This window comes from Methylobacter luteus IMV-B-3098 (genome assembly GCF_000427625.1).
Lineage (GTDB): Bacteria > Pseudomonadota > Gammaproteobacteria > Methylococcales > Methylomonadaceae > Methylobacter > Methylobacter luteus.
This window is the reverse complement of sequence record NZ_KE386569.1, coordinates 2894710-2909019: the sequence shown is the minus strand read 5'-3', so window position 1 is coordinate 2909019 and position 14310 is coordinate 2894710. Positions and strand designations below refer to the sequence as shown.

Annotated in this window: 12 protein-coding genes; 5 read left to right on the top strand and 7 right to left on the bottom strand. The window is 45.7% G+C overall.

Features of this window, described 5'->3' with window-relative positions; translation table 11 throughout:
* Nucleotides 1-494: 494 nt before the first annotated feature.
* The 5 genes from METLU_RS25555 to METLU_RS25550 all read right to left on the bottom strand — a co-directional run bounded on the left by METLU_RS25555 (nucleotide 495) and on the right by METLU_RS25550 (nucleotide 4922).
* Complete coding sequence (locus METLU_RS25555) at nucleotides 495-971, bottom strand: hypothetical protein (RefSeq protein ID WP_051299939.1); 477 nt, start codon at nucleotides 969-971, stop codon at nucleotides 495-497.
* 21 nt (nucleotides 972-992) lie between these two features.
* Nucleotides 993-1682 carry a C39 family peptidase gene (locus METLU_RS0115455; protein WP_027159007.1) on the bottom strand — a complete coding sequence of 230 codons (690 nt, stop codon included), beginning with the start codon at nucleotides 1680-1682 and terminating at the stop codon, nucleotides 993-995.
* Between the two features lie 25 nt (nucleotides 1683-1707).
* Entirely contained in the window at nucleotides 1708-2070 is a 363-nt protein-coding gene (locus METLU_RS0115450; protein WP_231383626.1) for a hypothetical protein, read from the bottom strand.
* 113 nt (nucleotides 2071-2183) lie between these two features.
* Nucleotides 2184-2954, bottom strand: a complete 771-nt coding sequence (locus tag METLU_RS0115445) for a hypothetical protein (protein WP_027159005.1) — start codon at nucleotides 2952-2954, stop codon at nucleotides 2184-2186.
* A gap of 1074 nt (nucleotides 2955-4028) precedes the next feature.
* Nucleotides 4029-4922, bottom strand: a complete 894-nt coding sequence (locus tag METLU_RS25550) for a winged helix-turn-helix domain-containing protein (protein ID WP_051299938.1) — start codon at nucleotides 4920-4922, stop codon at nucleotides 4029-4031.
* A gap of 790 nt (nucleotides 4923-5712) precedes the next feature.
* Between METLU_RS25550 and METLU_RS28725 the strand changes: the two genes are divergently transcribed.
* Both METLU_RS28725 and METLU_RS28720 read left to right on the top strand, forming a co-directional pair.
* On the top strand, nucleotides 5713-5895 hold the full coding sequence (locus METLU_RS28725) for a M23 family metallopeptidase (protein WP_231383625.1): 183 nt from the start codon (nucleotides 5713-5715) through the stop codon (nucleotides 5893-5895).
* Nucleotides 5885-6220 carry a M23 family metallopeptidase gene (locus METLU_RS28720; protein WP_027159003.1) on the top strand — a complete coding sequence of 112 codons (336 nt, stop codon included), beginning with the start codon at nucleotides 5885-5887 and terminating at the stop codon, nucleotides 6218-6220. Before METLU_RS28725 ends, METLU_RS28720 begins: the two co-directional genes overlap by 11 nt.
* A 49-nt stretch (nucleotides 6221-6269) precedes the next feature.
* Here the strand turns inward: METLU_RS28720 and crp are convergent, their stop codons facing one another.
* Complete coding sequence (gene crp / locus METLU_RS0115425) at nucleotides 6270-6923, bottom strand: cAMP-activated global transcriptional regulator CRP (protein ID WP_027159002.1); 654 nt, start codon at nucleotides 6921-6923, stop codon at nucleotides 6270-6272.
* Between the two features lie 140 nt (nucleotides 6924-7063).
* Between crp and METLU_RS0115420 the strand changes: the two genes are divergently transcribed.
* Nucleotides 7064-7483, top strand: coding sequence for an OsmC family protein (locus tag METLU_RS0115420; protein WP_027159001.1), 420 nt, complete (start codon nucleotides 7064-7066; stop codon nucleotides 7481-7483).
* Nucleotides 7484-7488: 5 nt separating this feature from the next.
* Nucleotides 7489-8295, top strand: coding sequence for an adenosylmethionine decarboxylase (gene speD, locus METLU_RS0115415; RefSeq protein ID WP_027159000.1), 807 nt, complete (start codon nucleotides 7489-7491; stop codon nucleotides 8293-8295).
* 273 nt (nucleotides 8296-8568) lie between these two features.
* Here the strand turns inward: speD and METLU_RS0115410 are convergent, their stop codons facing one another.
* Nucleotides 8569-9045: a hypothetical protein gene (locus tag METLU_RS0115410; protein ID WP_027158999.1), complete on the bottom strand. Its 477-nt coding sequence runs from the start codon at nucleotides 9043-9045 to the stop codon at nucleotides 8569-8571.
* A gap of 144 nt (nucleotides 9046-9189) precedes the next feature.
* Here METLU_RS0115410 and METLU_RS0115405 point away from each other — a divergent pair, with 144 nt between their 5' ends.
* On the top strand, nucleotides 9190-14307 hold the full coding sequence (locus tag METLU_RS0115405) for an AAA family ATPase (protein WP_027158998.1): 5118 nt from the start codon (nucleotides 9190-9192) through the stop codon (nucleotides 14305-14307).
* The last annotated feature ends 3 nt before the right edge of the window (nucleotides 14308-14310 follow it).

Here is a 14310-nt window from a genome sequence, read left to right as displayed (position 1 = left end):
TAGAAGAACTGCTTGACTTAACTACGGCTGGAATGAGTTCCTTTGGAGATCTGCCTTAACGTTTATATATAAAACATTATGCGAATTCTGAAATCCGGCAATTAGTAGTTATTGTTATAAAAAACTTTATTTTCCACTTTTATATTTCATTACCGTTTTCCGAACAATAAGTGGCATTACCTAAGTAAAACTACTTATTAGCTCGTGATAACTAGAGTTAATTCGCTCTCATAAGGAAAATTTTCCGACTGGGCAAGGATTAATATGAAAATTTCAATTCCTTAGGAATAACCACAAAATAACTTCGATATATTGCCCCCTTCTTCCGTCGGGATGCCCACAAGGAAGCAGGCAGTAGAGCGCCAAAAGCAGGCGCTTTAGGCGATGCAGGGAGCCATTGCTGAGGAATTGGGTTAAGGAGATATAATGCTGAAGTTATTTCGTGCGCGATCTTTAATATACATACTCAGTAAATTAAACTCAGCGCCGTGCAATTACTGAAAAGTAGGCTGCACAAAATTACGAAAAGTATTTGCGGCGATAGCCTGGCTGAGATTTCTCAAATTCCCTAAATCGATGTTAATTGTAGTAAGAGTCTTGATGGCCTGATTGTCCAGATTATTCTGAATCACAGAACTCAACCCTGAACCAGCCCACTCTGATGCTATGTTTTGTGAACCGTTCTGAAAAAATGTCGCATTATTCGGTAATTTAAAAGTAGAGGAAACAGTTTCCACGCCATTCAAATAAATTGTTTTTTCCATACTAAAATCAATGGTCATGCCATTTGGCAAAGCGAAGCCGCCGCGCAGTTGCGCCAGATCAGCATTCGATGCAACCTCCCAATTACCAGGAGAGTTGTCCGCCTCCGTTGATAAATCATCCGCTAGAGCTTGATAAGTGAAGCCAACCAATAGCCAAACTGCAACATACGGGAGTTTTCGGCAAAGATTTAATAGATAGCCTTTCATCAAATACTCCTAAACAAGTCGTTAAAAGTCCCAACGTCCCGGCTGCAACAGATTGAACTCCCCTAAACTGGATCGATCGACAGCCGTACCCAATGGCACCTTACTTCGAAGCGCCCATTCTTCCTGATCCTGAAAATGCGCATCCTCACTCTGTTTATTACGGATTAAAAAGAGAATACGCTTACCCCACATTTCCTCAAACTCATCCCGAGGGATCGTTTTCAAGCCTACGGCAGGATCTCCAACCAGAACATCCTGCTCATTGAGCCCTTTTATGATCACAAAATGCAGGTAGCCCTTATTGTTGATGATGGTAATTGCCGGGGCTTTGGCTGCAATCAACTGGTCCAAATTGATTTTGTACCCATCAGCCTGATAGCCCCGTCTCTCCAGATAAAATTTCATATCCAACAACGAAAATCCCTTCTTCTGTATCAACTGCTGATTGCCGTTTTTATACATGTCATTAAATACGCTTTGCTCATCAACAATATCGTCATAATGGTAGGTCAATAAACTCGCTAAAGTTGCCGAGCCGCAGCTAAAATCATACTGCTGTTTGTAGATAGTCTTGAATCGGCGTTCTACAAAACTTTTCACCGGAATATTGTAATTTCCGGCTCCAGCAATACCGTTAAAATCTATAGAACCGGCATAACTACTCAGCGCGGGCAACATAAAAAAAACACATATAATGATCAACCGTTTCATACCGCTTCCTACGCAACAAAAAGTCTTAAGGCATGATCGTGACATTCACGATAGTCGCATCCTGAATAAGAACATTGTTGCCTGTATTTTGAATAACCGAAACCATGCCGGCGGCGTCAGTAAATGCACCATGGTCAATAATATTAAAACCAGTGACGTTATTATTGGCATCGCCGCTTAATGTAGCTCGCACATTCATGTTGTTGAGCGTCATATAATCCACGCCTTCCTTTCCACGCTCATCATCCAGCTCATCCAACAGTGCGATTTCGGTCTGTGAAAAAACTAGCCCATTCTTGTCTTCAGCAGAATCAGCTATCGCTGCCTGGCTTGAGGCCATTACGACAAGGAGAGTCAACAAACCAGCCTTTAAAATCGTGTCCATCATATTCTCCTGATTCCGTTATTTTCACTGTGTCAGAAAAAGCCGGTGAGCAATCATTCACTCACCGGCAAACTCCATCAGCTGAAGTTAAGCTACAGCTTGTATAACTTGCTTTATTATTTAGTGTCGACGTTTACGTTGCCTTGGAAGGACACTTGCTGTTGAAGCAGCGCACCGGCAGCATAGTTTTGTTGGTTCTGCATAATACCGGCTGAACCATTGAATGAGTCTGCTACAAAGTTGCCGCCTGTAAGAGTGCCAAGCAGGGCTAATGCAGTTGAATCGCCTGCACCTATGCCTGAAACTTCACCGTCCAACTGTGATTGATTAACCTTAACGTCTTTGCCGGCATAAACTGCTACTGCACCGTCGTCTGCGTTAACATCGATACGGGTAACGTTAGCGTATGTGCCAGTATTTACCGCAAGACCATCGTCTTTTGCTTCAACTTCGGTTTTGGTATTGTAAGCATCCTTGCCAGCAACAGCCGCTTGAGCGCCGTCATCTGCGTCAGCAAAAGTTTTGCTCTTATCGGTCTTTTCGATGTATACAGATTTATCGGTGTAGCTGTTATCGGATTTATCGGTGTAACTCTTATCGGTCTTCTCGATGTATACAGATTTATCGGTGTAACTATTATCGGATTTATCGGTGTAACTATTATCGGATTTATCGGTGTAGCTGTTATCGGATTTATCGACGAAACTGTTATCAGATTTATCAACGTATGCAGTGTTATAGCTATCTTTAGTTTTGGTTGAATAATCGCTGTTGTTGCTGGCATCAACAGCTAATAGACCGCCTTCTGCGTCTGCCCATGCGCTTGAAACAGAGCCCAAAACCAGCAGAATGCCTGCAGTTAAGATTTTTTTATTGAATTGTTTCATGTCATTACTCCGTATGAGATAGAAGATCATCAGATTTTTCTGATGTAGTGGATAAGCTAGAAAGACCTGATACCGCATCGGCAAAGACACTAGCTCAATCTCGACTGTAGTTTCAGTCAAACTAACCTTAAATTTCCATAGAACCAATATGAAAAAACACTTAAATCTAAAGAAATACTTAAAAATATAGAGTCAAAAATCAGCAAGATGCTAGCAATTAGAGACTTTTCTTGCAGTTAAGATTTTTTTATTGGGTAGGTTCACAAACAACTCCATGTGAGATAAAAGATCATCAGATTTTCTCTGATGCACTTGGATCAGCCAGAAAAACCGGATACCGCATTGGCGAAGTCACCAGCTCAATCTCGACTGTAGTTTCAGTCAAGCTAACCTTAAATTTCCATAGAAGCATTCTCAAAAAATGCTTAAAATCTGAAGAAATACTTAAGAACCCATAAAAGATATGATTGTTGTTTTTGATACTGGAAACAGGGACTTTTGCGCAAACCGAATGTCTTGGATTCACCCGATAGTTTTAAAAATCGAGCAAAATCAACTAGCCTTAAAAATGAGCGGCTAACGAAATTTGTTATTCATCTTACGGCTAATTTATTTTTATTCGTTACCTAAAAGACATGCGCGCAAACAACGCCATGCTTATGTGCAAATTAGAATAAGCGCTTTTATCGTTATTATGATTATGTGTTGAGGGCGATATAACCCAGGGGAGCTTTTGTGACCTCAAATTGCCAACCATCTTCAATTTGCGGACAGACTGCTAAGCATTAAATTGATTATTTCGTGAAGATAGGAACATATAAGAAGTCGAACAAACTCTTAGAGCGGATAATTTTATATCGATGACTTCTGGTTGGAGCCCGGCCTATTGATCGTTTGCCGGATTGAACGCATTTGCCAGCGCTAATGAATCTATTTCGTTGCCGAGCCTGTCTCTCGAGCAATTATAATGCTCGATCACAGGCTAATGTTTATCCCGAACTCAGGCTGCCAATGGATAATCTTACCGGTAGCACACGCTATGCTCGTATAATTTTACTTTTCAACAGGTTTTTCCTATTGGGTCGCAGGAGCAACGACTGGCCATGCGACCAAATTGTCATATTTCTCTTCCGGGGCTTTTAGTTCAGTAGACACATCCAGCCTGTACCCGAAGCCCTTGACAGTCAGAATCCACTGCGGGTTATCAGGGTCTTTTTCAATCTTCTTGCGCAACAGGTGCATGTATTGATAAAGATCTGACTTTGTTGCACGGTTATTTCCGGGCCAGAGATGCTGAATAATTTCTTCGGCCATAAGCACACGATCAACATCCCTGGACAACAGTTCGAACAATTCAAATTCCTTGCGGGTAAGGTCGATATTTTTCCCATACAAAGAAACGGTTTTAAAACGTCGATCAATTTGAAAAGGACCGACTATGCCATGTTCGCCACTTCCATTTTTCGGCGTCGACTCGTATTGCATCGGATCTAACGGATGTCCTGAGGTATCATTTTTATCCCGACGAGAAGCCCTTCGATCCATCGTGGAACGCCTTTCCTGCCCCCTTCTTTCGGTATGCACATGAGCATGCTGAAGGAATTTCTTCAGCAGATATCCATCCAGTTGCTCAACAATAAGTGACTCATCAAAAAAAGCCTCTATCCATGAGTCTGGTTTGCCGTCAAATGCATCACTATAGTCTTTATTGCCTAATGCGCATACCGGTATCTGGCGAGTAATGCTCATTCCTTGCAATACTTGCCAGTCGTCTTTTTTCAACGAATCGACTGCCCAATTCATATCCAGAATAATCAAATCCAGAGAAGTATTAAATACATCCCTATTGATTGTTATAGGATCAGCCAGTTCAAGAAAAGTAAACTGCTGCGCATGGCAATAGCCTTTTAATAAGCCACGATAATAATGATCCGTACTGATAAACAAAATTTGAAGATTTGCATTCATATTTAATCTCACGTTTCGTTAAAGCCACTTCACTATCTTTAGTTCAGACGCTTATGGAAAAGACAAATAAGTCTTTCATTCTTCACTACTAAGTTTCAAATAACAACGCAAAAAAAGAGATGCTTATACATGAACCCGGCACTTGCAAGACTCTAAATTCGCTATAGTCTAATTAATTTAGTTGCCAGGGAATCATTAACAAATTTATACGAAAATAAAATCGACATGCCAATTCAGATAATATTCTGATTTCAGTCATAACTATCTATACCTAATACTAACTATATCTATGCTAAATTTGCACTTAACCGAATTCAGTTGGGAATTCTTGTCTGTAACTATCATAGCTGAATCTTATCAATAAAATAATCAGTAGTATTGCTTAGTTATGCCCAACATTTTTAACATTAGAAAACCGCCATAAGCACACATAATTATTAATATTTCTAGGCCAATAAAGATTTCTAATTGTAAATGTTGGGGCAGTGCTTGAGCTATGAAACCTAATTTTAAACTTACAAAGATACAGAATTTTTACGGACAGAAAATAGGCTTTGACCTCAAGTAAAAAATGAGATTTCGATTATTTATTTTGATGCTGTCAGCATTAATTTTAATTAATGCCGCAGGCAAAAAATTCTATAAATTTCAAGATGAGTAAGGTACGTGGCATCTTGCCGATGAGCCGCCAAAAACCAGGCAACAGGTAACTGTCAGGCAGATGGAGGTGGCAAGCAGCGGGTCTGGCTGTTGAAGGCCGAACGGCAGCCCTTTAGCACGATACATGGCCATGGAAAGCTATTTGCCACCGATTGCGCCTGATGCCTCGTTTCAAATTTCCCGGGCTTTTGGCGGCAGTTTCAGACATACCAATGAGCAGGACAAATATGCTGTAGATATCACCATGCCGATAGGCACGCCTGTTTATGCGGCCAGAGCCGGATTGGCCATGGAAGTCGACAATGATTTTTAAAGGTGGGATTGGCGAAACCTATGGCTCAAAAACCAATAGCATCAAGATTTTGCACGATGATGGCTCCATGGCGATTTATGCCCATCTGGAAAAAGATAGAGCTCAGGTCTATCCGGGCTTGAAAGTAGCTGCCGGGCAATTGATCGGTTATTCCGGCAACACCGGTTTGACTTCCGGTCCCCATTTGCATTTCGCCATACAGATTAATAAAGGCATAACGCTGGTTTCCGTGACTTTTGCCTTTTTGAACAGCATGGGGCAAGCCGAAGAACCCTCCGCTGAAATCAGGCTTAAAGGCGTTGCGGCATCCATGGCGGACAAGTAACCTGATGACGAAGAGCGGCCCGCTAAGCCGTCCTTGCGCTTTTTACGCCTTAACGCGTACCAAACACAACAATCGTTTTGCCGTGCGCGCTAATCAGCCCTTTATCCTCCAGTTCTTTTAACACGCGTCCGGCCATCTCTCTTGAACAACCAACGATACGGCTAATCTCCTGGCGGGTAATGTGTAACTGCATGCCATCGGGATGCGTAATCGCATCGGGCTCCTTGCAAAGATCCAGCAGAGTTCGGGCTATCCGCCCTTCCACATCCATGAAGGCTAAATCGCAAAATTTACGATTGGCGACTAGCAACCGGCCTGATAATTGCTCGCCTAACATGAAAAGTAAATCAGGCGCATGCTCGAGTAATTCTTTTTTTAAAGCCTGGCGAAAGCGATCATAGCCTATTTCGGCCAGGCGGCACTCGCTACGCGTTTTAATAGTGACCTTCCTCGTTTCTACACCCTTAAAAACCCCAATCTCTCCTATAAATTCATTTTTGTTGAGATATGCCAGAATCAGTTCATGTCCATCGTCATCTTCCACGCAGACACTGACCGATCCTTCCACTATATAATAAAGCCTGTCCCCCGCATCTCCTGGTCTGATAATGGTAGCTTTAGCCTGATACTTTTTTTTGTGGCAAAGATTTAAAAACTGCTCCAATGCCTTTTTATTGGAGTTTTCTTGGGAAATTAGTGTCATATTATAAACTCATTCAGTATCCATGTTATATGTACGCCCTTAATAACAGTGCAGGATTTTAACAAAAAAATCAACATTGAAGCTCTGTCAATTGCATATTATATGCTACCCTATGCCACATTTTTTAACCGGGGAAAAAAATGCAAGCGACAGTCAAATGGGTTGACGGAGTCATGTTCGTCGGCGAAAGCGGCAGTGGCCATGCTGTAGTAATGGATGGTCCGCCCGATCACGGCGGGCGCAATATGGGCATACGGCCCATGGAAATGATCCTGCTGGGGGTGGGCGGTTGCTCATCATTTGATGTGGTGCAGATTTTGCAAAAAGGCAAAAATGACATTATTGATTGCGTGGCGGAAATTTCTGCCGAACGGGTCGATGCCATACCTAGCGTGTTCAGCAAAATTCATATGCATTTCATTATAAAAGGCCGTGGTTTAAAGGCATCCGCAGTCGAGCGGGCAGTCAAGCTGTCTGCAGAGAAATATTGTTCCGCATCAATCATGCTGAGCAAGGCAGAGGTGGAAATCACCCATGATTTTGAAGTTATCGAGGTTTAACGATTTTGAAAAAGTTGCAATTACAAGGCTTTAACAATCTAACGAAGTCCCTAAGTTTCAATATATACGATGTATGTTATGCACCCGCTGGACAGCAGCAGGCTTATATTGAGTATATTGATGAAGCCTATAATGCCGATAGACTGACGCAAATCCTTAAAGACGTCGCTGAAATCATTGGTGCTCAAATCCTCAATATTGCCCATCAGGACTATGAGCCGCAAGGTGCCAGTGTAACGATGCTGATCTCGGAAGGCGATGCCCCGCCACCACCCAGCATGAACAGCCAGTCACCCGGTCCGTTGCCGGACACGGTATTGGCTCATCTGGACAAAAGCCATATCACGGTGCACACGTATCCCGAAAGCCACCCGGACAACGGCATCAGTACGTTCCGCGCCGATATTGATGTGGCAACCTGCGGCCAGATCTCGCCGTTGAAAGCGCTCAATTACCTGATCCACAGCTTCGAGTCGGATATTGTGATCATGGACTATAAAGTACGTGGCTTTACCCGCGATATTTCCGGCAAAAAACACTATATCGACCACAATATCACGTCGATCCAGAACTATATCGCGAAAGACACACTGGAAAGCTATCAGATGATAGATGTGAACGTCTATCAGGAAAATATTTTCCACACCAAGATGATGCTGAAGGAAACCGAGCTGGAAAATTACTTATTTGAAAAAGAAAGCAATTTATCGGACGATCAAAAAGAAGAGATCCAGGAAAAACTGCAAAAAGAGATGTTCGAAATCTTTTACGGCCATAATTTCCAGCGCAACTACGAAGAAATCAAGCCATAAGCTTGTCTGTTGACAAAGGCGATCGCCCGGTCGGTCGCCTTTGTCCCGTCATAGCCCCACCCTACAGCCTATCATCATGTTTCATGCGTTTAATTAACCGCCATTGGAACTAATCCCTGCCAGCCCCGCTCATAAGTAAGAAATAACGGACAGTGATCGATATGTTCGATCATTATTACCAAAGTTAAAGTATAGTTTTTTCCTAAGCAACAGGTTAATGCGCTGTGACAGATATAGACCGCGTTTAACGCAGAATCCGTATCGCCTGATGAATTATTCATGTTTTCGCGCGTTTCTCGCCTCAATAATGTCATAGTATTCGTCCGGTTTCGGCCGATACAAGAACATGCCCAACGCCGACAGACCGGTAAATATATACAGTGTATTGAAATCATCGCCCAATATAAACATGATGAAACCGAAAATTCCCACACTTTCAATCAACACCATTGACACCGTAACGGTCAGCAGATAACGGCTTTTGCTCGGCGTATCGCCGGGCATGGTTTGATTCAGCCGCAGTTGAATGTGCCGTATCAGATTTGTCAACGGAAAAGCGACAATGGCGATGGCATATAAAATCGTTCTGATCAGTTCCCGTTGGTTTTGCGGCAAAGGCTGTTGTAACTGCTCCCCGAAGAGATGACACACAACAACATAAGCCACCAGCATGACAAGCATCATGACGACTACCATCCAAGGCAGGATAAGATCGGATTTTGATTGTTCGCGTTCAACTCGGCCCAGCATTTTGTTTCCCGATTAGGTCAATAAATAGCAACTATGATAGCAAACCCTATTACATAGGCTTACATTTGTATCTTACATAAGCTTACGTTTCTAAAAAAATGCTATAGTCCATATATGTAATTTTTCCCGGGTAAGCCCGCTGTAATGAAAACATTATTAAACTATAAAATCCTCGATAAACTGGGCGAAAGCATGCATGCCGACGTGTTTAAAGTGCATGCCCTGGATGATCAGGACAAACTGCTGGCCTTAAAAAAAATCAAGCCGCAGTTTTGCAGCGAGGATGCGGCCTCCTACATACGCCAGCAGATCAGCCAGCTCAGCGAACTTGAACTGCCTCGCAGCATTATTCCCGACCTCTACCATCCCTCTATCGATACCCTATGCCTGATACAGCCGTATATCGAGGCCCAGCCACTGAGCCGCTGGCTGGAAACCCAGACGGCTCCCGATTTGACGACAACGCTTAACATCATCATTGCCATCGCCGAGCAACTGGATGTCATCCACAAGGCGGGGCATATCCACAAGAGCCTGAAGCCCACGAACATATTGATCGAACCGGAAACGCTGGCCGTCCAGATTATCGATGATATCAGGGTGCTGGATATTAACCAGCTCAGCCATTTTATCTATGAAGATCATTTTCGCGCACAGACGCTGCCTTATTTATCGCCGGAACAAACCGGCAGAATCAAGCATTCGGTCAATTATACGACCGATCTGTACTCGCTGGGCATGATGTTCTTTGAATGCCTGACCGGCAAACCGCCTTTTTTATTCGACGACCCGATTGTCATCATTCATTCGCATCTTGCCGAAATACCGGCACTTGTAAACGAGATAAATCCGGCCATGCCCGAAATCATCGGCAGAATCGTTGCCCTGCTATTGGAAAAAGCGCCCGAAAAACGTTATCAGACCGCGGCCGGCTTGATCGTGGATCTGAAATACTGTTTACAAGGGCTGCAACAAGACCGAAACATCAACAGTTTCATCCTGAAGCAGAAGGATTACAGCAATCGCATTACGATTCCGTCGTTAATGGTCGGCCGTGAGAAGCAAAAAAAGCAATTGCTGGACGAGTACAACAAAGTCTGCGCCGGCGTGTTTCGTTCATCGCTGATTTCAGGCTTATCCGGAATCGGCAAAACACGACTGATTCAGGAACTACAATTGCCGATTGTCGCCCATGCCGGCTATTTCACGTCGGGCAAGTTCGACCAGTTCAAAAAGCACATCCCTTACAGCACGCTGATCCAGGCTTTCAGTCATCTGATAAAAACTTTCCTGACCGAGGACAGGGACCGTATCGCTTACTGGCGTCAGCGCATCAGTGAGCAACTGGGGGATAACGGCCGACTGATCACCGATCTGATTCCGGAACTGCATCTGATTATCGGCCCCCAGCCGGAAGTGCCGGACCTGCCGCCGATTGAAGCGCGCAACCGGTTCAATGACACGGCCGAAAAATTCCTGGCCAGCCTGATCTCGAAAGAACATCCTTTAACGCTGTTTATCGATGACTTGCAGTGGTGTGACGGCGCCACGTTCGATTTGCTGGAGCGTATTTTCGACAATGCCCCGGATTATCCGTATTTGTTCTGGATAGGCGCCTATCGGCACAATGAAGTCGACAGCAGTCATCGGCTGATGCGCCTGATAAACAAAATCAAGCAGGCGCGCCGACCGCTGCAGGAAATCCGACTGGAAGCGCTAGGACTTAACGAGGTCAACCAGATGACCGCGTATATTCTGAATACCTATCCGTCCAGAACCAAGGACTTATCAAAAATCATTTATCAGACCTCGGCCGGCAATCCCTTGTTCGTCAATGAAAGCCTGCGTTGGCTGCATACGTACAAGCATTTGCACCTGACTGAAAACGGCATCTGGACATGGGATGACGAGCAACTGCGTCATACCGCCATCCCCGAATCGGCACTGGACCTATTCAAGGACAAAATTGCCAAGCTGCCGGAACGCGTTCGTGAATTACTGAGCATTGCCGCCAGCCTCGGCGCGCGGTTTGATGCATCCGATCTGGCGCTGACGACGGCCGTGACACTGCCAGTCCTTTATCATGCACTGACGCCGGCATTCAACAGCAATATTTTGCTCCGGGAAAAAGATCAGCTGCTGTTTTTTCACGATCAGGTTCAGGCGGCGGCCGCCAGCTTTCTCGATGCCGACAAGAAACAGCGCATACACCGGCAGATAGCCAAAGCGCTCATCAGCGCCATTCCCGAAGACGCCGACCTTGAGGCCCTGCCCAATCTGTTCGCCATCGTCGAACACCTGGCTAACGGACGAGAGCCCGATCAAAGCACCGACAGCCGCATTGAAGAGGCGAAGTTCAATTACTACGCCGGCATCGCAGCCATGAGGGCGCTGGCGATGGACAATGCCAACTATTTTTTCCATCAAAGCAAAAATCTGTTCCTTGAAGAAAGTTGGGATACCGATTATGCGTGTTTGTTTTCGCTGCACAAATACCTGGCCAGGACGGAAATGGCTTTGGGCAACCAGCCGGAATCGGAGCAGATCCTTAACACATTGATCAGTCGGGCCAAAAGCGATATCGACCGCATCGACTGCTTATACGAACAGACGACCGGCCTGTCCTCGATGGGCAAATTCGAACAGGCCATCGCCCTGGGCAATCGCGGTCTGGCCTATTTCAACCGCGCTATTCCCGAAAATGATGACTTGGCCCTGGAGCGTGCGACTGCAATTATGAAGCAGATCCATCAGCGCGATACGGATATCTGGCAGAAAATCCTCGATATTGAACCCAGCAGCGATAGAGCTACTCAAATTGAAACCGGCATCTACAGCGAACTGATTCCCGATTACTATCTGGCTGACATGGTGCCGCAGCTTTATTTATCGGCTATTCAATCGACGCAGAACTGTCTGGCCGGCGGCGTCGATGAATCGGTCATTTACGGTTTCTCGATGGTGGGTTTGTATCTGCAGCGTCAAAGCCAGTATGAGCTGTCCTTCCGCTATGAAGATCTGGGGCTGGCCCTGGCGCACCGCTATCCTGACACATTTGGCGCAACAAAAGGTATTAACGGCATTTTATGGACCAACATGCATAATCGCAGCGATTCGGCTTATATTATCGAGCAGTGCCAGAAAAACATTCACCGCGGTAAAAACTGCGGCGATTTATACAACGCCGGCTTGTCCTACGGCCCGTATATATGGCATTTAATCCACCAGGGCGCCCACTTGCGGCAGGTCATCGAAGTGGCCGAGGAATGCATCCATTTTTCCAACCGGTTCAATTTATCCCTGTCCCTGGGACTGGCCGAAAGCGCGCTGGCCGGCTGGGCGGATATGATGAATACGGGGCGAACGCCATACAGTGAACAGGTTATAACCGCCAAACTCAATAAATGGGAGGCCGATAAACACGTTGTCTCGATAGGCGGCTACTACTCACTGAAAGGCATCAGCAGCCATTACCTGGGCAATTACGAACAAGCGGCTGACTACCTGCATCAGGCGGAACCTTACTTGCGCGGCTTGAGCGACAACATCCTCAATCGCCTGTGGTATGTATTTCGGTATGTGAACGGGCTCAGACTTCATAAGGACATCCCGGGCGACGAACAAGAGACGCTAGACTTCTGCCTGGAACAGGTGCAAACCTGGGCCTCGCTCGGGCCGATTTTAAAGCCCTACCTAACCTTTATGCTGATGGAACAGGCCAATCATGCCGACGATTTCAGCGAAACACGCCGCCACTGCCTCGATGCAATCGACCTGAGCAAATCGCAGCATTTCACCTTGCTGGAAGGCTTCCTGAATGAGCGACTGGGTCAGATATTGGTGGAATCCCAGCATAGTTATGCCAATTACTATCTAACCCGGGCGGCTGGCCACTATCATGACTGCGGCGCGGAAATTAAAGTTAAGCAACTGATCGATAACTATGCCATCACCTTGCAGCGTGATGACACTATGTCCGCCGATACGTCGCTGGCGCAGATGCTCGATGTCAATTACCTGCTGCTGGCGACGCGTACTATTACGCAGCAGCAGGATCTGAACGGCTTGCTAAGCGCCTTATTGCAATCGATCATGGAGCGGCTCGGCGCCAAAACCGGCTATCTGCTCATCGCCGAACCGCAAGAAGACCTGACCGTATTGGCTAAAGGCATTAAGCATGGCTTCGTCGACGTGCAACTTCGGGGCGACCCGAACCTGAGCACCGATACCTTAAGCATGGCCATCGTCAATTATGTCTTTCGTACCGCTGAAATGCTGGTTTTCGACAATGCCGGCAGTGAAGGTGATTTCATAGCCGACAACACGGTTCAACACCAGCACCTTAAATCGATACTGTGCGCGCCGTTATTGAAGCAACAGCAGGTCCTGGGCGTCCTGTTCCTGGAAAACAACCTGATTACCTCCGCCTTCACGCCCGAGCAAATCGAGCTGACTCGTTTATTGACCGCGCAAGCAGCGATAGCGCTGGAAAATACCTTATTAATTGAGGAAATGAAGCGCAGCCAGGCGCAGATACAATCCCTGAACGCGGAACTGGAACAGCGCGTTGAAGAACGCACGGCCTCCCTGAACAGTGTCAACGAAGAGTTAAAGCATTTTGCCTACGTTGTATCCCATGACCTGAAAGCGCCGTTGCGAGCCATCAATCAGCTATCGGGCTGGATTTGCGAGGATTATGCCGACGCCTTTGACGAGGAAGGCCGCGAGCAAATGGCCTTGCTGCGCGACCGGGCCAGACGCATGCACGACATGATCGACGGCATCCTGCAATATTCCAGGGTCGGCCGGATTGCGGAACCCGAGGAGCGAATCGATTGTTCGCAATTGCTGGCGGATGTGATCAGCCTGATCGCTCCGCCCGAGCACATAGAAGTGCATATTCAGGCCGATTTGCCGGTCATCATTGGTGAAAGACTGAGACTTTTTCAGGTTTTTCAAAACCTGCTGGATAATGCCATCAAATATAACGATAAGGATAAAGGCATTATCTCAGTCACCTGCATGGAACAAGGCCATTATTGGCAATTTTCGGTGTCCGACAATGGTCCCGGCATCGATAAAAAGTACCAGGAAAAAATATTCCAATTATTTCAAACTTTAAAGCCCAAAGACCAGTCAGAAAGCACAGGCATCGGTTTAAGCCTGATAGAGAAAATCGTAACAACGTGGGGCGGCAGAATCTGGCTGGAGTCGGAAGTAGGGAAAGGAAGCTCGTTTATTTTCACCATACCTAAAAGATAAAGA

Excerpts from the sequence above, each read along its gene's own strand:
- METLU_RS25555 (WP_051299939.1), bottom strand. The coding sequence starts at position 971 with ATGAAAGGCTATCTATTAAATCTTTGCCGAAAACTCCCGTATGTTGCA.
- METLU_RS0115455 (WP_027159007.1), bottom strand. The coding sequence starts at position 1,682 with ATGAAACGGTTGATCATTATATGTGTTTTTTTTATGTTGCCCGCGCTG.
- METLU_RS0115450 (WP_231383626.1), bottom strand. The coding sequence starts at position 2,070 with ATGATGGACACGATTTTAAAGGCTGGTTTGTTGACTCTCCTTGTCGTA.
- METLU_RS0115445 (WP_027159005.1), bottom strand. The coding sequence starts at position 2,954 with ATGAAACAATTCAATAAAAAAATCTTAACTGCAGGCATTCTGCTGGTT.
- METLU_RS25550 (WP_051299938.1), bottom strand. The coding sequence starts at position 4,922 with ATGAATGCAAATCTTCAAATTTTGTTTATCAGTACGGATCATTATTAT.
- METLU_RS28725 (WP_231383625.1), top strand. The coding sequence starts at position 5,713 with ATGGAAAGCTATTTGCCACCGATTGCGCCTGATGCCTCGTTTCAAATT.
- METLU_RS28720 (WP_027159003.1), top strand. The coding sequence starts at position 5,885 with ATGATTTTTAAAGGTGGGATTGGCGAAACCTATGGCTCAAAAACCAAT.
- crp (WP_027159002.1), bottom strand. The coding sequence starts at position 6,923 with ATGACACTAATTTCCCAAGAAAACTCCAATAAAAAGGCATTGGAGCAG.
- METLU_RS0115420 (WP_027159001.1), top strand. The coding sequence starts at position 7,064 with ATGCAAGCGACAGTCAAATGGGTTGACGGAGTCATGTTCGTCGGCGAA.
- METLU_RS0115410 (WP_027158999.1), bottom strand. The coding sequence starts at position 9,045 with ATGCTGGGCCGAGTTGAACGCGAACAATCAAAATCCGATCTTATCCTG.
- METLU_RS0115405 (WP_027158998.1), top strand. The coding sequence starts at position 9,190 with ATGAAAACATTATTAAACTATAAAATCCTCGATAAACTGGGCGAAAGC.